Source organism: Pseudomonas sp. G2-4 (assembly GCF_030064125.1).
GTDB lineage: Bacteria > Pseudomonadota > Gammaproteobacteria > Pseudomonadales > Pseudomonadaceae > Aquipseudomonas.
This window is the reverse complement of sequence record NZ_CP125957.1, coordinates 4526612-4548501: the sequence shown is the minus strand read 5'-3', so window position 1 is coordinate 4548501 and position 21890 is coordinate 4526612. Positions and strand designations below refer to the sequence as shown.

At 64.6% G+C, this 21890-nt stretch carries 2 protein-coding genes (1 of these 2 cut by a window edge); both read left to right on the top strand.

Going from position 1 to position 21890, the window contains the following annotated elements; all coding sequences use genetic code 11:
• A protein-coding gene (locus tag QNH97_RS19695) for a non-ribosomal peptide synthetase (RefSeq protein ID WP_283553517.1) crosses the window boundary here: on the top strand, window positions 1–9567 show its 3' portion. Its footprint begins 1542 nt before the window's first position; only the last 9567 of its 11109 coding nucleotides appear in the window; the start codon falls outside the window, past its left edge; its stop codon occupies window positions 9565–9567.
• Window positions 9567–21890 (top strand): non-ribosomal peptide synthase/polyketide synthase, encoded by a 12324-nt coding sequence (locus tag QNH97_RS19690; protein ID WP_283553516.1) that lies wholly within the window; start codon window positions 9567–9569, stop codon window positions 21888–21890. The genes QNH97_RS19695 and QNH97_RS19690 overlap by 1 nt, the downstream gene beginning before the upstream one ends.

Here is a 21890-nt window from a genome sequence, read left to right as displayed (position 1 = left end):
CAGGCGCGTTTGCGGCCCGACGCGGTTGCCCTGCGGTTTAACGCCGAAACCCTGACCTACGGTGAACTCAACGCCCAGGCCAACCGTCGCGCCCATCAACTGATCGCCCACGGCGTCGGCCCGGATGTGCTGGTGGGGCTGGCGGCCGAGCGTGGCATCGACATGCTGGTGGGCCTGCTGGCAATCCTCAAGGCCGGCGGTGCCTACGTGCCGCTGGACCCGAGTTATCCCCAGGATCGGCTGGCCTACATGATGCAGGACAGTGGCATCCACTTATTGCTGACTCAAGCCTCCCTGGTCGATCAGTTGCCAGTGCCTGCCAGCGTGCAGACGCTCTTGCTGGATGCCGACGTCAGCACCTTCACCGACAGCGATCCCTACGTGGCGATGGACGCCGCGAACCTGGCCTACGTGATCTACACCTCCGGTTCCACCGGCCAGCCGAAGGGCACCTTGCTGCCGCACCACAACGTGCTGCGCCTGTTCGAGGCCACTGAGCCATGGTTCCACTTTGGCCCGGAAGACGTCTGGAGCCTGTTCCATTCCTACGCGTTCGACTTCTCGGTCTGGGAAATCTTTGGCGCGCTGCTCCACGGTGGCGAGTTGTTGATCGTGCCCTACGACATCAGCCGTTCACCGCAGCAGTTCCACGAGTTGCTGTGCGAGGCTGGGGTGACGGTGCTCAACCAGACACCTTCGGCGTTCAAGCAGTTAATGCACGAAGCCTGCGCCGACGGCCGGGCCAACGCCTTGCGCTACGTGGTGTTCGGTGGCGAGGCGCTGGACGTCAAGGCCCTGCGCCCATGGTTCGAAAAGTACGGCGACGCGGCCCCGCAATTGATCAACATGTATGGCATCACCGAAACCACGGTGCACGTGACCTACCGACCGCTGTCGATAGCGGACCTGGAACAGGACGCCAGCAGCCCGATTGGCGAGCCGATTGCCGACTTGTCGTGGTACTTGCTGGACGGCGATTTGAACCCGGTGCCGAAGGGCTGCATCGGCGAGTTGTATGTCGGGCAAGCTGGCCTAGCCCGTGGTTACCTGAACCGTGGCGACCTCACCGCCTTGCGTTTCATCCCCGACCCGTTCGGTGAAAGCGGCGCACGCTTGTACCGCACCGGCGACCTGGCGCAGTACCGCAGCGATGGCGTCATCGAGTACGTCGGCCGCATCGACCATCAGGTGAAGATCCGCGGTTTCCGCATCGAGCTGGGCGAAATCGAAGCACGCTTGAACGCCTCGCAAACCGTGCGTGAAGCGTTGGTGCTGGCCCAGGACGGACCGAGCGGCCAGCAACTGGTGGGCTATGTGATCCCGGCGCACGCCACCGAGGACCAAGCCGGTTTGCGTGACCGGATCAAGGCCCAGCTCAAGGCCGACCTGCCGGACTACATGGTGCCGACACACCTGCTGTTCCTCGAGCAATGGCCGCTGACCGCCAACGGCAAGCTTGACCGCAAGGCGCTGCCACAGGCGGACGCCAGCCTTGTCCAACAGGCCTACGTCGCGCCTGAAAGCGAACTGGAACAGCAGCTCGCGGCGATCTGGCAAGAGGTGCTGAAAGTCGAGCGGGTGGGCTTGAGTGATAACTTCTTCGAGCTGGGCGGCCATTCGCTGCTGGCGACGCAGATGGTGTCGCGTATTCGCCAGACCCTCGGTCTGAACCTGCAATTACGCCAGTTGTTCGAAGACGCCAGCCTCAAGGCGTGCGTGGATGCGCTGGAGCACAGTGCGGTGGCGCGGCCGGCGGGCATTGCCCGTATCGCCCGGGACGCGGCGCCGTTGCCACTGTCCTACGCCCAGCAGCGCCAGTGGTTTCTCTGGCAGATGGAGCCGCACAGCGCGGCCTACCATATTCCGGCGGCGCTGCGGATTCATGGCGCGCTGGACCTGGAGGCCTTGCAACAGAGCTTCGCGACCCTGGTACAGCGCCACGAGAGTTTGCGCACCACCTTCGTCCAGGTCGACGAACAAGCCTTCCAGGTGATTCACGCTCGGATGGACCCTGTGGTGATTCCAGAAGTGCTTGAGCATGGCTCGGGTGATACGGCTGGGCAGGTCCGGGCATTCGTCAGCCGCCAGATCAGCCAGCCATTCGACCTGCACAACGGTCCGCTGCTGCGGGTCGGCCTGTTGCGACTGGCGGCCGACGAGCATGTGCTGGTGCTGACTCAGCACCACATCGTTTCGGACGGTTGGTCGATGCAATTGCTGGTGCGGGAATTGATGCAAGGCTATGCCGCCGGCCGCCGAGGCGAAGCCTTCGCAGCGGCCGAGTTGCCGATCCAATACGCCGATTACGCAGTGTGGCAGCGCCAGTGGATGGAGGCCGGCGAACGGGAACGGCAATTAGCCTACTGGACCGAAGTGCTGGGCGGCGAACAGCCGTTGCTGGCGTTGCCGACCGACCGTCCGCGCCCGGCCCGGCAGAGCTTTGCCGGGGCGCGCCTGGCCATTGAACTGCCGGCGCCGCTGGGGCGGCAATTGCGGCAACTGGCCCAGCGCGAGGGCAGTACGCTGTTCATGGTCTTGCTGGCCTCGTTCCAGGCCTTGCTGCACCGCTACAGCGGCCAGTCGGATATCCGTGTCGGCGTACCGATTGCCAACCGCAACCGGGTGGAAACCGAAGGCTTGATCGGTTTCTTCGTCAACACCCAGGTGCTCAAGGCCGAAGTCGATCCGCAGCAGCGTTTCAGTGAGTTGCTGGCGCAGGTCAAGCGTGCGGTCATCGGCGCCGAGGCCCATCAGGATTTGCCGTTCGAGCAATTGGTCGACGCGTTGCGGCCGGAGCGCAACCTGAGCCACAGCCCGCTGTTCCAAGTGTTGTACAACCATCAGAGCGTTGATCGCCAGGTCCTCCCGTCATTGCCCGGGCTGGTCATCGCAGCCGAGGAATGGCAAAGCCAGACCGCTCAGTTCGACCTGACGCTCGACACGCTCGAGGCTGAGGGCGAAGTCAGTGCCGCGCTGACCTATGCCACCGACCTGTTCGACGCCAGCACCGTGCAACGCATGGCCGATCACTGGTTGAACCTGTTGCACGGGATTGTCGCCGATGCCCGGCAACGCATCGGTGACCTGCCGCTGCTGCAAACCACCGAGCGACAACACAACATCGCCCAATGGAACCCGGCACCACGGCGCTTCCCGGGCCAGGGTTGCCTGCATCAGCGGATCGCCGACCAGGCGCGTTTGCGGCCCGACGCGATTGCCCTGCGGTCTAACACCGAAACCCTGACCTACGGTGAACTCAACGCCCAGGCCAACCGCCGCGCCCATCAACTGATCGCCCACGGCGTCGGCCCGGATGTGCTGGTAGGGCTGGCGGCCGAGCGTGGTTTCGAGATGCTGGTGGGCCTGCTGGCGATCCTCAAGGCCGGTGGCGCCTACGTGCCGCTGGACCCGACGTATCCCCAGGATCGGCTGGCCTACATGATGCAGGACAGTGGCATCCACTTATTGCTGACTCAAGCCTCCCTGGTCGATCAGTTGCCAGTGCCCGCCGGTGTGCAGACGCTTTTGCTGGATGCCGACGTCAGCACCTTTACCGACAGCGATCCCTATGTGGCGATGGACGCCGCGAACCTGGCCTACGTGATCTACACCTCCGGTTCCACCGGCCAGCCGAAGGGCACCTTGCTGCCGCACCACAACGTGCTGCGCCTGTTCGAGGCCACTGAGCCATGGTTCCACTTTGGCCCGGAAGACGTCTGGAGCCTGTTCCATTCCTACGCGTTCGACTTCTCGGTCTGGGAAATTTTTGGCGCGCTGCTCCACGGCGGCGAGTTGTTGATCGTGCCCTACGACATCAGCCGTTCACCGCAGCAGTTCCACGAGTTGCTGTGCGAGGCTGGGGTGACGGTGCTCAACCAGACACCTTCGGCGTTCAAGCAGTTAATGCACGAAGCCTGCGCCGGTGAGCGGGGCAACGCCTTGCGCTACGTGGTGTTCGGTGGCGAGGCGCTGGACGTCAAGGCCCTGCGCCCATGGTTCGAAAAGTACGGTGACGCGGCCCCGCAATTGATCAACATGTATGGCATCACCGAAACCACGGTGCACGTGACCTATCGTCCGCTGTCGATAGCGGACCTGGAACAGGACGCCAGCAGCCCCATCGGCGAACCGATTGCCGATCTGTCGTGGTACTTGCTGGACGGCGATTTGAACCCGGTGCCGAAGGGCTGCATCGGCGAGCTGTATGTCGGGCAAGCTGGCCTGGCCCGTGGTTACCTGAAGCGCGGTGATCTCACCGCCTTGCGTTTCATCCCCGACCCGTTCGGTGAAAGCGGCGCACGCTTGTACCGCACCGGCGACCTGGCGCAGTACCGCAGCGATGGCGTCATCGAGTACGTCGGGCGCATCGATCATCAAGTGAAGATCCGCGGTTTCCGCATCGAGCTGGGCGAAATCGAAGCACGCCTGAACGCTCTGGCGACGGTGCGCGAAGCGTTGGTGCTGGCCCAGGACGGACCGAGCGGCCAGCAACTGGTGGGCTATGTGATCCCGGCGCACGCCACCGAGGACCAAGCCGGTTTGCGTGACCGGATCAAGGCGCAGCTCAAGGCCGACCTGCCGGACTACATGGTGCCGACACACCTGCTGTTCCTCGAGCAATGGCCGCTGACCGCCAACGGCAAGCTTGACCGCAAGGCGCTGCCACAGGCGGACGTCAGCCTGGTCCAGCAGGCCTACGTCGCACCTGAAAGCGAACTGGAACAGCAGCTCGCGGCGATCTGGCAAGAGGTGCTGAAAGTCGAGCGAGTGGGCTTGAGTGATAACTTCTTCGAGCTGGGCGGTGACTCTATCGTCTCCATCCAAGTCGTCAGCCGCGCCCGTCAGGTGGGTATCCGTTTTTCCCCCAAGGACCTGTTCCAGCACCAGACCGTGCAGGCGCTGGCAAGCGTTGCCCAGACCGGTGCGCAGGAGCAGGCCATCGATCAGGCACCGGTGCAAGGGCCGAGCCCCTTGTTGCCCATCCAGCAGGCGTTTTTCGCCGAGGCGATTCCCGAGCGTCATCACTACAACCAGTCGGTGCTGCTGAAACCGGCCAGCCTGTTGCAAGCATCCTGGGTGGAGCAGGCCTTGCAGGCATTGGTGCTGCACCATGACGCCCTGCGTTTGTCTTTCAGTGAAAGCGCCGGTGGTTGGCGTGCCAGCCATCGTGAGGTGGCGGCGCAACACCAGGCCTGGGCAGCAGATGGGTTGCTGTGGCAGTGCGAAGTGACTGACGCGGCGGCCCTGGAAGAACTTGCCAACCAGGCCCAGCGCAGCCTGGACCTGCAGGGCGGGCCATTGTTGCGCGGAGTCTTGGCGACATTGGCCGATGGCAGCCAGCGGCTGTTGCTGGTGGTCCATCATTTGGCGGTGGACGGTGTGTCGTGGCGGATTCTGTTCGACGACCTGCAAACCGCCTACCGGCAGTTGCTCGCCGGCCACCCGCTGCAACTGCCGGCCAAGACCAGTTCGGTCAAGGCGTTTGCCGAGCAGTTGCAGGCCCATGCCCGCAGCGCCGAGCTGCAGCAGCAACTGGCGTATTGGCAGGAGCAGTTGCAAGGCGTCCCGGCCGACCTGCCGTGCCTGGACCCTGACGCGACCGCGCAGAACCGGCAGGCAGTCACCGTTCATACGCGGCTGGACTCCCACCTGACCCGACAATTGCTGCAAGAAGCGCCGGCAGCCTACCGCACCCAGGTGAACGATCTGTTGCTCACGGCGCTGGCCCGGGTGATCTGCCGCTGGAGTGGCCATGACAGCCTGTTGATCCAGCTCGAAGGCCATGGCCGCGAGGAACTGTTCGCCCATCTCGACCTGACCCGTACCGTGGGTTGGTTCACCAGTCTGTTCCCGGTCAAGTTGACCCCGGCCGCCGGACTGGCGGACTCCATCAAGTCAATCAAGCAAGGCTTGCGGACGATCCCCGACAAGGGCGTGGGCTTCGGCGCGCTGCGCTTCCTGGGCGACGACGCCAGCCGGGCGGCCCTGCAAGGGTTGCCGGTGCCGCGCGTCACCTTCAACTACCTCGGGCAGTTCGATGGCAGTTTCGATCAGGATCAAGGTGCGTTATTCAGCCCGGCCAGCGAAAGCGGCGGCGATGAGCAGAGCCCGCTGACCACCCTGGGTAACTGGCTGACCCTCAACGGCCAGGTGTTCGATGGCGCGCTGAGTCTGGGCTGGACCTTCGCCGAGGTGCAGTTCGAGCGAGCGACGATCCAGCGCTTGGCCGATGACTACGGCCACGAACTGGCGCTGTTGATTGCCCATTGTTGCGATCCGGTGAACCAGGGCGCGACGCCTTCGGATTTCCCTTTGGCCGGCTTCACCCAGGTGCAGCTCGATGGCCTGGGGCTGGCGGCGCGCTCGGTAGACGACCTCTACCCGCTGGCGCCGATGCAGCAGGGCATGTTGTTCCACAGCCTGTATGAACAGGGCAGCGGTGCGTACATCAACCAGATGTGCCTGGACATCGAAGGCCTTGATCCGCAGCGTTTCGAGGACGCCTGGCAAGCAGCGGTCGATGCCCATGACATCCTGCGCAGCAGTTTTGTCTGGCAGGGCGGCGAGCGGCCGGTACAGGTTGTGCACAAGCAGGTGCGCGTGCCGTTTACTTCGCTGGACTGGAGCGCCCGCACTGATGCCGCACAGGCCCTGGCCGAGCTGGCCGGAACCGAACGCGACCAGGGCTTCGACCTGGCCCGGGCGCCGCTGCTGCGCCTGGTGCTGGTGCGCACGGCGCAGCAGCGTTATCACCTGGTCTACACCCATCACCACATCCTGATGGATGGCTGGAGCAATTCGCAGCTGCTCGGCGAGGTTTTGCAACGCTATGCCGGCCAAGCCTTGCCGCGCCAGGCCGGACGCTATCGGGACTACATCGCCTGGCTGCAAGGACGCGATGCCAAGGCCAGTGAAACCTTCTGGCTGGCGCAACTGCAAGGTCTGGAGGCGCCGACCCGCCTGGCGCCCTCCCAATTCGTGCCCGCGCAGCCGGCGTTCGAAAGCAGCCATGCCAGCCACTATCACCACCTGACGGTGCAGCAGACCCAGCGCCTGGGCGAGTTCGCCCGCCAGCAGAAAGTCACCCTCAACACCGTCGTCCAAGCGACCTGGCTGTTGCTGCTACAGCACCACACCGGGCATGGCACCGTGGCCTTCGGCGCCACCGTATCGGGGCGACCGAGCGAACTCAAGGGGGTCGAGCAGCAGATCGGCCTGTTCATCAATACCTTGCCGGTGATCGCCAGCCCGCGTCCAGAGCAATCGCTGAGCAGCCTGTTGCATCAGGTCCAGGCGCAGAACGTCGCCTTGCGCGAGCACGAGCACACGCCGTTATTCGAGATCCAGCGCTGGGCCGGGCAGGGCGGTGAAGGTCTGTTCGACACTCTGCTGGTGTTCGAAAACTACCCCGTGTCCCAGGCCCTGCAAGAGCAGGCACCGTCGGGCTTGAGCTTCGGCACCGTGCAGAACCAGGAACAGACTAATTTTCCGCTGACCCTGGCCGTCAATCTAACTGACACCCTGAGCCTGCACTTCACTTATGCCCACGCTGCTTTCCCTACACACACCGTCGAGCGCCTGGCTGAGCAGGTGGCACACGTGCTCGCGCAGATGACGAGCCAACCGGCCAGCCGCTGCCTGGGAGAAATCCAGCTGTTGGACGAGCTGACGCGCCAGCGTGTGCTGCGTGACTGGAACGCCACCGTGGTGCAGGCGCCGGATCGCCGCCCGGTGCATCAGTGGATCGAAGCCCAGGCCCGGCTCACGCCCGAGGCGCCCGCCCTGGTCACCGAACAGGAAACCCTCACCTATGCCCAGCTCAATACCCGGGCCAATCGCCTGGCCCATGGCTTGATCGAACGCGGCGTCGGCCCGGACGTGCTGGTGGGGCTGGCGATGACCCGCAATGTGCAGATGGTCGTCGGCCTGCTGGCGGTGCTCAAGGCCGGTGGCGCCTATGTGCCGCTGGATCCGGCTTATCCACAGGATCGCCTGGCGTACATGGTCGAGGACAGTGGCATCGCCTTGCTGCTGACCGAAACCGCAGTGCAGTCACGCTTGGGCGACATCGCCGTGAGCTGCCTGCTGCTGGATCAGTCGCAGGAGTGGTTGGATGGCTACGACGGGCTTGATCCTGGCGTCGTTGTCGACAGCCAGAACCTCGCCTACGTGATCTACACCTCTGGCTCTACCGGCAGGCCCAAGGGCGTGACCCTTCGCCATGGCGCCTTGAGCAATCACATGACGTGGATGCAGGGTTGCCTGCAGCTGACGGCCGCTGACCGCGTCCTGCAAAAAACCGCGATCAGTTTCGATGCCTCCGTCTGGGAGTTCTGGCTGCCATTGATGACCGGCGCGCAACTGGTACTCGCACCCGCGCAACTGAACCTCGACCTGACCACGTTGTGGGCCGAAGTGGCGCGGTGGCGCATCAGCGTGCTGCAAATGGCGCCGTCGCTGCTGCAAGCCCTGCTGCCCCTGGCAACTCGCGAGCAACTGGCCTCCCTGCGCCTGCTGCTGTGCGGGGGCGAAGCGCTCAGTGCGCACCTGGCGCGCCAGGTCATGGCGCTGTTCGAGGGCGAGCTACGCAACCTGTATGGGCCGACCGAAGCGACCATCGACACCAGCAGCCACGTGGTGACGCGCGACCTCGAAGACGACGTGGGCCGGATCATCGCCATCGGCCGCCCGCTCGACAACGTGCGCACCTACGTACTGGACGGCACGTTGCAGCCATGCACTCCCGGGGCCACTGGCGAACTGCACATCGCCGGTGATTCCCTGGCCCGTGGTTATCACCAGCGCCCTGGCCTCACTGCCGAGCGCTTCATTCCCGATCCGTTTGCCGAAACGCCGGGCACGCGGCTGTACCGCACCGGCGACCTGGCGCGCCATGGTGCGGAAGGCGTGATCGAGTACCTCGGCCGGATCGATCATCAAGTGAAAATCCGTGGCCTGCGCATCGAGCTGGGCGAAATCGAAGCCCGATTGCGGGCCGACGACGGCGTGCGCGAAGCGGTGGTGCTGACGCGGGAAGACACCGGCGGCGCGAGCCTGGTGGCGTACCTCGTTAGCCACGATAGCCAGGCCGACGCGGCCAGCCAGGCCCGCATGGGCGAACAGCTCAAGGCGCGACTGGCTGAGCAGGTGCCGGACTTCATGGTGCCGACCCACCTGGTCTTCCTCGACCGCTTGCCGCTGACCCCCAACGGCAAGCTCGACCGTAAGGCCCTGCCGGCGCCGGAGGTTCGCGCGTCGCAATCGACTTACCTGGCGCCTCGCAGCGACCTGGAGTGCCAGGTCGCGGCCATCTGGCAAGACGTGCTCAAGGTCGAGCAGGTGGGGCTGGCCGATGATTTCTTCGAGTTGGGCGGGCATTCGCTGCTGGCGGTGAATGTGGTGTCGCGCCTGCAACTCGACCTGGGCCTTAAGTTGACGCCCCAGTTGCTTTTCCAATTTCCGGTACTCGCGGCGTTCGTGGCTCGACTCGAGCCAGACAGCGAGCCCATGCATGCATCGAAATTGAGCAAGCTCGAAGCGCTGCTCGATGAATTTGAGGAGGTTTGATGGACACCGCTGTCGCACAACGTATTGCCAGGCGCTTTATAACGCTGCCGCTGGAAAAACGTCGCTTGTACTTGCAGAAGATGCTCGAAGAGGACGTTTCCCCGGCGAACCTGCCGATTCCGCCTGTCAGTGCCGAGTTCGACACACTGTCGTTGTCGTTTGCCCAGGAACGCCAATGGTTCCTCTGGCAGTTGGACCCTGACAGCACGGCCTATCACGTGCCCACGGCCCTGCGTCTGCGCGGGCCGCTGGACATCGCCGCGCTCGAACAGAGTTTCAGCGCGTTGGTGGCACGCCACGAGAGCCTGCGCACCACCTTCCTGACCGACGGCGAGCAGGCCGTGCAACAGGTGCACGAAGCGGCACCGGTACGCCTGCACATGCAGGCCCTGGAGCCGGCGCCGGACGAAGCGCAACTGCGCCACCTGATCGAGGAAGAAACCCGCCAGTTGTTTGACCTGCAACACGGGCCGCTGCTGCGCACGCGTCTGCTGCGCTTGGCAGCCGATGACCATGTGCTGATCGTGACGCTGCATCACATCGTCTGCGATGGCGGATCGATGCAGGTGATGGTCGACGAGTTGGTCAAGGGATATGGGGCGTTCAGCCAGGGCAAGGCGCTGGAATTGCCGGCGCTGCCGATCCAGTACACCGACTATGCCATCTGGCAGCGACACTGGATGGAGGCGGGCGAGCGCGAACGTCAGCTGGCGTACTGGACCGCCCGCCTGGGGGGGCCGCAACCGGTATTGGAACTGCCGACCGACTTCCCGCGTCCGGCGGTGATGAGCTATCGCGGCGCACGGCTGGAATTGGCGATCGACGGGGCATTGGCCGGTGCGCTCAAGCAACTGGCCCAGCGTGAGGGTGCCAGCCTGTTCATGGTCCTGCTGGCGTCCTTCCAGGCGCTGCTGCATCGCTACAGCGGCCAGAACGACATCCGCGTCGGCGTACCGACGGCCAACCGCAACCGGGTCGAGACCGAGCGCCTGATTGGCTTTTTCGTCAACACCCAGGTACTCGACAGCGATGTCCAGGGCCAGGATTCGTTCGGTGCCTTGCTGCAGCAGGTCAAGCATACGGCCCTGGGCGCCCAGGCCCATCAGGACCTGCCGTTCGAGCAACTGGTCGAGGCCCTGCAACCCGAGCGCAACCTGAGCCACAGTCCGCTGTTCCAGGTGATGTTCAACCATCGGACCCAAGGCCCGGAGGGCGAAGGACCGGTAGGGGAGCTGACAGTCGAGGGGCTGCGCTGGGACACCCACAGTGCGCAGTTCGACCTGACGCTGGAGACCGTGGAGCACAGCGACGGTCTCGCCGCGGCGCTGAACTACGCCACCGATCTGTTCAGTGCCGACACGGTGGCGCGCATGGCCGGGCATTGGCAGAACCTGCTGCGGGCGATCGTGACCGACCCGGCGCAGCGCATCGCTGAGCTGTCGCTGCTCGACGCCGCGCAGCGTCAGGCGCAGCTCGAAGACTGGAACCGCACCACGGCGCCGGCGCCGGAAGCGGGGTTTGTCCACCAGCTGTTCGAAGCCCAGGCGCGCCGCACACCAGACGCCCCGGCGCTGGTGATCGACGGCGAGCGCTGGGGCTATGGGCAGCTCAACGCCCGGGCCAATCAACTGGCGGGGAAACTGCAAAGCCTCGGTGTGGGTTCCGATGTGCTGGTAGGCATCGCGGTCGAACGCAGCGCCCATATGCTGGTCGGCCTGCTGGCGATCCTCAAGGCCGGCGGCGCCTACCTGCCGCTTGATCCGGCGTTCCCTCAGGATCGCCTGGCATACATGATCGAAGACAGCGGCATCGACCTGTTGCTGACCCAAAGCTCGTTGCTCAACCAGCTACCGCTGTCCTGTGGTGTTAATACATTGGTGCTGGATCAGGACGGCGACTGGCTCGACGGCTATGCCTGCGAGGCACCTTCGACACGCCTGGACCCGGAGCACCTGGCCTACGCGATCTACACTTCCGGCTCCACCGGCAAGCCCAAGGGCGTGATGGTGCGGCACGGCGCGCTGACCAACTTCGTCGCGAGCATGGCCAAGGCACCGGGCATGACGGCCCAGGACCGGGCGTTGTCGCTGACGACCTTCTCCTTCGATATTTTCGGCCTGGAAATCTACGTGCCGCTGATGGTGGGCGCCTGCATCGTGCTGACCGGCCAGCAAGTCGCCCAGGATCCATACGCAGTGCTGGCGCTGATCGAGGCCGAGCGGGTCAACGTGGTCCAGGCCACGCCATCGACCTGGCGCATGCTGCTGGACAACGAACGCGCCGACGGGCTGCGCGGCTGCAAATGCCTGTGCGGCGGTGAGGCACTGCCCCAGGAACTGGCGGTGCGCATGCTCGCCCTCGGCGGTGAAGTGTGGAACCTCTACGGCCCGACGGAAACCACCATCTGGTCGGCCCTGCATCCGCTGCGCCCGGCGGATGCGCAACCGTGGCTGGGCGGGCCGATCGATAACACGGCGCTGTACATCGTCGACGCCGACCTGCTGCCGGTGCCCTATGGCGTGGCGGGTGAGTTGCTGATCGGCGGTCAGGGCCTGGCCCGTGGTTACTACCAACGTGCGGCCCTGACCGCCGAGCGTTTCGTGCCGCATCCGTTTGCTGTCGGTGAGCGTCTGTACCGCACCGGTGATCTGGCGCGCCAGCGTGCCGACGGCATCCTCGAATACCTGGGGCGTATCGACCATCAGGTGAAAATCCGTGGCTTTCGTATCGAACTGGGGGAAATCGAAGCGCGCCTGCTGGAGCAGGACAGCGTGCGCGAAGCGGCGGTGCTGGCCCAGGATGCGCCGGGCGGCCAGGCGTTGGTGGCGTACATCGTTCCAACCGCCGACCTGAATGACCTGGATGCCGGCGCCCAGAGCGCTCTGCGCGACAGCCTGACGGCCCGGCTCAAGGTCAACCTGCCCGATTACATGGTGCCGGCGCACATGGTGCTGATGCCGCGCTTCCCGCTGACGCCCAACGGCAAGCTGGATCGCAAGCAGTTGCCCAAGCCCGATGCCAGCCAATGGCAGAAAACCTATGTGGCCCCGCAGACGCCCGTCCAGCAGGCGGTGGCGGCGATCTGGGGCGAGATTCTCAAGGTGCCGCGGGTGGGCTTGAACGACAATTTCTTCGAGTTGGGCGGCCATTCGTTGCTCGCCACGCAAGTGGTGTCGCGGATCCGCCAACAGTTGCACATCCTGGTGCCACTGCGCCTGTTGTTTGCCCACAACAGCCTGCAAGGGTTTGTCGAGGCCATGGAGCCGGCTTCGGCGAGCCAGGAGCCGGGCATTGCACGAATTTCCCGCGAGCAGCCGCTGGAGCTGTCCTACGCCCAGCAACGGCAGTGGTTCCTGTGGCAACTTGAACCCGGCAGCAGCGCCTACCATATTCCCGCCGCCCTGCGTTTGCGCGGCAGCCTCGACCGTGTAGCGCTGCAACAGAGCTTCGATGCGCTGGTGGCGCGGCACGAAAGCCTGCGCACCCGCTTCATGCTGAACGACGAGCGGCCGGTGCAATTGATCGACACACCGGCACCGCTGGCGATCGAGGTCGAGTCGGTGCGGACGGCCGGCGACGAACAGGCCCTGCGCGGATTGATCGAAGCCGAAACCCGACGCCCTTTCGATTTGCAGCAGGGGCCTTTGTTGCGGGTCCGGCTGCTGCAACTGGGCACGGACGACCATGTGCTGATCCTGACCCAGCACCACATCGTCTCCGATGCCTGGTCGATGCAGATCATGGTCGACGACCTGCTGCAGTTGTACACCGGTTTCAGCCAGGGCCAGGCCGTGGCGCTGGCGCCGTTGCCGATCCAGTACGCCGACTACGGCCATTGGCAGCGGCAATGGCTGGCGGCGGGGGAGCAGCAGCGTCAACTCGATTACTGGATCGAGCAATTGGGCGGCGAACAACCGATTCTCGAACTGCCGACCGACCATCCGCGCCCGGCCCAGCAAAGCTATCGCGGTGCACGGCTGCCCATCGTCGTCGAACCGGCGCTGGCCGAAGGCCTCAAGCGCCTGGCCCAGCATCAGGGCACCACGTTGTTCATGCTGTTGCTCGCCGGCTTCCAGACCTTGCTGCACCGCTACAGCGGGCAGAACGATATCCGCGTCGGCGTGCCGATCGCCAACCGTAACCGGGTGGAAACCGAGCGTCTGCTGGGCTTCTTCGTCAACACCCAGGTGCTCAAGGCCGACATCGACGGCAACCTGCGATTCGACCGGTTGCTTGATCAGGTCAAGCAACGGGCCCTCGGCGCCCAGGCCCACCAGGACCTGCCGTTCGAACAATTGGTGGAGCTGCTGGCCCCGGCGCGCAACCTGAGCCACACGCCGCTGTTCCAAGTGATGTTCAACCATGCCAGCGATGCCCGCCGGGATCTGTCGGCGTTGCCGGGCCTGAGCCTGGAGCAACTGACCTGGGACTCAGGCACCGCGCAGTTCGACCTGACCCTGGACACCTTTGAGTACGCCGATGGCCTCAGCGTCGCGTTGACCTATGCCAGCGACCTGTTCGAGCCGAGCACCGTCGTCCGCTTGGGTGAGCACTGGCTGAACCTGTTGCGCGCCATCGTCGCCAACCCGACCCAGCGCATCGCCGAACTGCCGATGCTCGACGGGGCGCAGCGCCGGATGATCGTCGAGGACTGGAACCGCACCTACGCCGACTACCCGAATCATCAACCGGTCCATCACTTGATCGAAGCCCAGGTCGAGCGTGACCCGCAGGCCCAGGCACTGGTGTTCGAAGGGCAATCGCTGAGCTATGCCCAACTCAACGCCCGCGCCAACCGGTTGGCCCATGCCTTGATCGAGCGAGGCGTCGGCCCGGATGTGCTGGTGGGCATCTCGGTGCACCGCAGCGTGGAAATGGTGGTCGGGCTACTGGCGATCCTCAAGGCCGGGGGCGCCTATGTGCCGCTGGACCCGGAATACCCACCGGAGCGCCTGGCCTATATGATCGAGGACAGCGGCATTCAATGGCTGCTGACCCAAAGTTCATTGCTCAACCAGTTCTGTGGGAGCGGTGTCACCACGTTGGTGCTGGATGGGGATGACGACTGGCTGCGGGACAACTCCACCGACAATCCGCCTGCCCGGGCCATTGCGCAGAACCTGGCCTATGTGATCTATACCTCGGGCTCCACCGGCAAGCCCAAAGGGGCCGGCAACAGCCATGGTGCGCTGACCAACCGCCTGTGCTGGATGCAGCAGGCCTATGAGCTGCGTGCCGGCGACAGCGTTCTGCAAAAGACGCCGTTCAGTTTCGACGTGTCGGTCTGGGAATTCTTCTGGCCACTGATGACCGGCGTGCGCCTGGTGGTCGCGGCGCCGGGGGATCATCGCGACCCACAGAAGCTGGTCAGCCTGATCGAACGGGAAAGCATCACCACCCTGCATTTCGTGCCGTCAATGCTGCAGGCGTTCGTGCTGGATGCCAACGTCAGCCGTTGCACCAGCCTGACCCGCATCGTCTGCAGCGGCGAAGCCCTGCCGGTGGATGCCCAGCAGCAGGTGTTCGCCAAATTGCCGAATGCCAGGCTGTACAACCTGTACGGTCCGACCGAAGCGGCGATCGACGTGACCCATTGGACCTGCCGCGACGAAGGCCGCGATGCGGTGCCGATTGGCGAACCGATCGCCAACCTGATGACCTACATCCTCGACGACGAACTGAACCCGGTGCCCAGTGGCGTCAATGGCGAGCTGTACCTCAGTGGCCAGGGACTGGCGCGGGGTTATCACCGCCGTCCCGGACTGACCGCCGAACGCTTCGTCGCCAGCCCGTTCGTGGCCGGCGAGCGGCTGTATCGCACCGGCGACCTGGCACGCTATCGCCCGGACGGGGTGATCGACTACATCGGCCGTATCGACCATCAGGTGAAAATCCGCGGGTTCCGCATCGAGTTGGGAGAAATCGAAGCGCGCCTGCTTGAACATGCGGCGGTGCGAGAAGCGGTGGTGGTGGCCCAGGACAGTCGCAGCGGTAAGGTCTTGAGCGGCTACGTCGTTGCCGAGCAAAGCGCGGCCAGTGACTGGCCCACGCTGCGCGAAGCGCTCCAGGCCCACCTGCGTCTGAGCCTGCCCGAACACATGGTGCCGACGCACCTGGGGCGGCTGGACAACATGCCGTTGAGCCCGAACGGCAAGCTCGACCGCAAGGCATTGCCGGCCCCAGACGTGACCGAGCTGCAGCAGGATTTCACGGCGCCCGGCAATGCCATCGAGCGTGCGCTGGTGGAGATCTGGCAGGGCGTACTTGGCGTAGAGCGCGTGGGTACGGCCGACAATTTCTTCGCCTTGGGCGGCGACTCGATCAACTCGATCCAAGTGGTCAGTCGCGCCCGCCAACAAGGCATCGGACTGACCCCCAAGGACCTGTTCCTGCACCAGAACATCCAGGCCCTGGCGCGGGTCGCCACGGCCGCCGATGAAGACCGCATCGACCAGGCCCCGGTCAGTGGTGACAGCCTGATGGTACCGATGCAGCACTGGTTTTTCGCCAGCGACATTGCGCACCGCGGGCATTGGAACCAGTCGGTCATGCTGACCCCGCGGGAAACCCTGGATATCGCCTGCCTGCAACAAGCCCTCGACCACGTAGTCGCCCACCACGATGCACTGCGCCTGCGCTTCACCCAGGCAGATGACGGCCGCTGGCACGCCAGCCACCAGGCCGTGGACGCCCAGTCGTCGCAGGTATGGCAGCGCAGCGCCGAAAACACCGATGAGATCCTACTCATCGCCGACCAGGCGCAACGCAGCCTCGACCTGCAACAGGGGCCGTTGTTGCGTTGCAGCCTGATCGCGGTGCAGGACGGCAGTTCGCGGCTGCACCTGGCGATTCACCACCTGGTCATGGACGGTGTGTCGTGGCGGGTGCTGTTGGAAGACCTGCAGACCGCCTACCGCCAACGGCTTGCAAACCAGGCGGTGTCCCTGCCGGCCAAATCGACGGCGTTCAAGACCTGGGCCGCTCGGTTACAGGACTACGCCCACAGCGAAACCCTGAATCGGGAACTGGATTACTGGACCGGACAACTCGACCAGGGCCTGCCGCCCTTGCCGCGCACACGTCCCGAAGGCAGCCAGGCGTCGGTGCATGGCCGGTCGGTGACGACCCGCCTGGACCCCCAGCAGACCCAGCGCCTGCTCAAGCAGGCGCCAACGGCCTATCGCACCCAGGTCAACGATCTGTTGCTCAGTGCCTTGGCCCAGGTCATCTGCCAATGGACCGGGCAGCCGGCGTGCCTGGTCCAGCTCGAAGGCCATGGCCGCGAAGAGTTGTTCGACGGCATCGACCTGAGCCGTACCGTTGGCTGGTTCACCAGCTTGTTCCCGGTCCTGCTGACGCCGGCCACCGATTGCGCCGAGTCGATCAAGCGGATCAAGGAGCAACTGCGTGCGGTGCCGAACAAGGGCTTGGGCTACGGTGTCCTGCGTTACCTCGGTGAGCCGGCGGTGCAACAGCGCCTGGCGAAGCTGCCGCAGGCCCGGATCACCTTCAATTACCTGGGGCAGTTCGACCAGAGTTTCGATGAACAGGCGCTGTTCGCGCCCAGTGAGGAGGGCAGTGGCGCAGGCCATGGCGATGACGTGGCGCTGGGCAACTGGCTGACCATCGACGGCCGGGTCTTCAATGGCCAGTTGTCCCTCGACTGGACCTTCAGTCGTGATGTCTTCGACGAAGCTGTCCTGCAGCAATTGGCCGATGCCTATGCCGTGGCCTTGCAGCAATTGATCGAACATTGCTGCACCGAAGAGCACCAGGGCCTGACGCCATCGGACTTCCCCCTGGCCCGCCTGACCCAGGCGCAACTCGACGGCTTGCCGGTGCCCGTGCAGCACGTGGAGGACATCTATCCGCTGTCGCCGATGCAGGACGGCATGCTGTTCCATACCCTGGCCGACGACAGCTCCGGCTTGTACATCAACCAGATAAGCCTGCCGGTGCATGGCCTGGACACCGAGCGTTTCGCCCGCGCCTGGACATCGGTGATCGAACGCGAAGACATCCTGCGCACCAGTTTCCACTGGCAGGACGGCTTGAGCACGCCGCTGCAAATCGTTCATCGCCACGTTGAGCTGCCTTTGCAGATTGAAGACTGGCGTGGACAGGACATCAGCGAACAAGCGATCGGCGAGCGGGCGACGGCCGACTACCTGGCCGGTTTTGACCTGAGCCGTGCGCCGCTGCAACGGGTGTTGCTGCTGCGCCTGGAAGACGACCGCTACCAGATGATCTGGACCTGTCATCACATCCTGATGGACGGCTGGAGCAGCTCACGGCTGTTCGGTGAAGTGCTGCAGTTCTACGCCCATGGTCAGGTCCAGGGCCGCAACGGTCGCTACCGCGAGTTCATCGACTGGTTGCAACGCCAGGACCAGGGCGCCCTGGAGCGCTTCTGGCGCAGCCGCCTCGATACATTGGAACAGGCGACGTCGCTCAACCAGGCGATGTTCCCGCGCCACATCGACGCCTTGCCCGGGCACGAGGCGCTGTATTCGCGCTGGGACGCGGTGCAGACCGAACGCCTGCAACAGGCTTGCCGCGCCTGGCAGATCACGCCCAACACCTTGATCCAGGGGGCGTGGCTGCTGTTGCTGCAACGCTTTACCGGACAAGACACCGTGGTGTTCGGTGCCACCGTCGCCGGGCGTCCAGCGGGGTTGGCCAACGCCGATAACATTCTTGGCTTGTTCATCAATACGCTGCCGGTGATCCAGACGCTGGACCCCGAGCAACCGCTGAACCTGTGGTTGCAACAGTTGCAGGCCTATAACCTGGATCTGCGCGAACACGCCCATGCGCCGCTCGCGGACATCCAGCGCTGGTCGGGCCAGGGCGGGCAGGGGCTGTTCGACAGCATCATCGTTTTCGAGAACTACCCCATCGATGAGCGCCTGGGCGATCAACAGGACACGGGCCTGAGCTTTGGCGAGTCGCGCAATCACGACGTGACCAACTTCCCCATGGACCTGGCGGTGAACCTCGGCGAACAGCTGTCCATCGAGTACCTGTTCCTGCGCAGCGCCTTCAGTGTGCAAGCGGTGGAGCAGATCCGCCGTACGATGGAAGACACGCTGGAAGCGATGATCCTGGCGCCGCATGCCTGCCTGGGTAACTTGCAGCGTTTGTCGGCGGACCAATGGCGGGCTTTCGAGCAGTGGAGCGCGGCGCCGAACGCCGGGTACCCGACGCAGTTGCTGCCGGAGCTGATTGCCCGTCACAGCCAATCACGTCCGCATGCCACGGCGTTGGTGTGTGGCAACGAATCGTTGAGTCATGGCGAACTGGAGCGCCGGGCCAATCGCCTGGCCCACCGTCTGATCGAACTCGGTGCCGGTCCGGAAGTCGTGGTCGGCGTGGCCCTGGAGCGTTCGGTGGAAATGGTCGTCGCCTTGCTGGCGGTGATGAAAAGCGGTTCGGCCTACGTGCCGCTGGATATCGACTATCCGCCTGAGCGCCTGGCGTTCATGATCCAGGACTCGGCCATGGCACTGCTGCTGACCCACAGCCAGGTACAGGCGCGTTTGCCCGAATCTGCCGGCCTGGCTCAGTTGGTCATCGATGAATTCGACAGCCATGGCTACAGCGAGCAGGCTCCGCGCAGTGGTTTGCTCGGCGGCAACCTGGCCTACCTGATCTACACCTCGGGCTCCACCGGTCGGCCCAAAGGCGTCGCCGTCGCACACGGGCCGATGAGCATGCATTGCCAGGCCATCGCCCGGCTGTATGACATGGACGAACGCACCCGTGAGCTGCATTTCATGTCGTTCGCCTTCGATGGCGCTCACGAACGCTGGCTGAGCACGCTGTTCAGCGGCGGCACCCTGGTGATTCGCGACGGGGCGCTGTGGACGCCAGAACAGACTTTCGACGCCTTGCACCGGCACGGCATTACCATCGCCTGCTTCCCGCCGGCCTACCTCAAGCAACTGGCCGAATACGCTGCCAACAGCCAGTTGGCACCGCCGCCGGTGCGGGTCTATTGCTTCGGTGGCGATGCGGTCCCGGACCAGACCTTCGAGCAAGTGAAAGCGGCGCTGCGGCCAGAATTCTTCACCAATGGCTATGGCCCGACCGAAACCGTGGTCACGCCGATGCTGTGGAAGGTGCCGGTCAGCGAACGCTGTGAAGCCGCTTATGCGCCGATTGGACGTGCCGTGGGCGAGCGGGCCTTGTACGTGCTCGACGACAACCTCAACCCACTGCCGCCAGGCATCGCCGGCGAGCTGTACATCGGCGGCCAGGGCATCGCCCGTGGCTACCATCGTCGCGCCGACCTGAGCGCCGAGCGCTTTGTGCCGGATCCGTTCGGCCAGCCGGGCGATCGCCTGTACCGCAGTGGCGACCTGGTGCGCCAACGTGTCGATGGCGTGCTCGATTACGTCGGGCGCATCGATCACCAGATCAAGGTGCGGGGTTTCCGGATCGAATTGGGTGAGGTCGAGGCCAGCCTGCGCCAGTTGACCGACGTCAGCGACGCGCTGGTGATCGCCCGCGACAGTGCATCGGGCAAGCAACTGATTGGCTACGTGGTCACTCCCGACGGTGTGGCCATTGGCGACCGGCTCAAGGCTGAACTGCGCCTGCAACTGCCGGACTACATGGTGCCGGCGCAGGTGATTTGCCTGGATGCGCTGCCGGTTACCCCGAACGGCAAGCTGGATCGCCGGGCCCTGCCGGAGCCGGAATTCAGGAGTGCCGAGTACGTGCCCGGGCGCAACCGTGACGAGCAATTGCTGGCCGAGGTCTGGGCCGAGGTGTTGCAAGTCGAGCGGGTGGGCATCACGGACAATTTCTTCGAGCTTGGCGGTGACTCGATCCTCAGCCTGCAAGTGGTGTCGCGAGTGCGTAACCACACTGAATTGAAGATGGAGCTCAAACTGCGGGACCTGATGCGCGGCCAGACCATCGAAGCGATTTTCGACCAGCGTTCTAACACGCTCGCGGTGACGGTCGAGGATGTGACCCAAGTGGCCGCCGCAGGGCAATTCAACCTGATCCCGATCCAACAATGGCTGTTCGACCAGCGCATGAGCGAACCGCATCATTACAACCAGGCGCTGATGCTGTGTGCCCGCCAAGCGTTGAACCTGACGGCCCTGGAGCTGGCGTTGCGCGCCATGCTGCAGCAGCACGACGCACTGCGCCTGCGCTTTTGCGAGGTCGGCGGACGTCATTTGCAGCACTACCAGCCGCTGGAGGAGATGCAGGCGCAATGGGCCAGCGAGCCCTTGCTGTGGCAGCACCAAGTGGCCGACGAGGCTGGGCTCGAGCTTTACGCCGAACAGGTGCAACGCAGCCTCGACCTGCAGAACGGCCCGGTGTGGCGCACTGCTCATGTGACCATGGGCAGCGGCGAAATCCGCGTGCTGATGGTCATCCATCACCTAGTCATCGACACGGTGTCGTGGCGTTTGCTGCTGCAGGATCTGCAGACGGCTTACGAGGCCTACAGCAACGGCCAGCTACCGAGCCTGCCGATTCGCACCAGCAGCTACCGGGCCTGGGCCGAGGGCCTGCAAGCCTATGCGGCGGCTTATCCGGCCGAGGAGAAGACCTGGTGGCTGGAGCAGATCGACCCGTCGGGCGGTGAGTTGCCGTGTGACAACCCACGGGGCAAGAACCAGGTGCAGTTCCAGTCGGTCGCGCATCTGGGCTTGTCGGAGCAACACACCCAGCAGTTGCTCAAACAGGTGCCGGCGGTCTACCAGACGCAGATCAACGACGTGCTGTTGGCAGCCCTGAGTAGGGTGCTGTGCCGTTGGAGCCAGCAGCCTTCGGTGCTGATCCAGCTTGAGGGACATGGTCGCGAGGACTTGGTCAAGGACATCGACCTGAGCCGCACCTTGGGCTGGTTCACCAGCATGTTCCCGGTGCGCCTGGCGCCGGACCCGGATGCCGACATCGGCACTTCGGTGCGCGCGGTGCAGCGGCAGTTGGCCGCCGTGCCGAACAAAGGCTTGGGTTACGGCGTGTTGCGTCACATGAGTGGCGAGCAGATGGCCGGGACCCTGGGCCAGGCGCCTCAGGCGCGTGTGACGTTCAATTACCTGGGGCAGTTCGACCAGAGCTTCGACGACAAGGCCTTGCTGGTACCGGCGGCCGAAAGCTACGGCAGCTGCTACAGCCCCCACGCGGCGTTGGGCAACTGGCTGGAAGTGGTGGGGCAGGTGTACGACGGGCGCCTGGCGCTGCGTTGCATCTTCAGTACCCGTCGTTACCGGGCCGAGACCGTCGAGGGATTGATGCGCGCGTACCAGGAGGAACTGGAAGCGTTGATCGAGCACTGCGTGGCGCAGGCGGCTTAA

Excerpts from the sequence above, each read along its gene's own strand:
- QNH97_RS19690 (WP_283553516.1), top strand. The coding sequence starts at position 9,567 with ATGGACACCGCTGTCGCACAACGTATTGCCAGGCGCTTTATAACGCTG.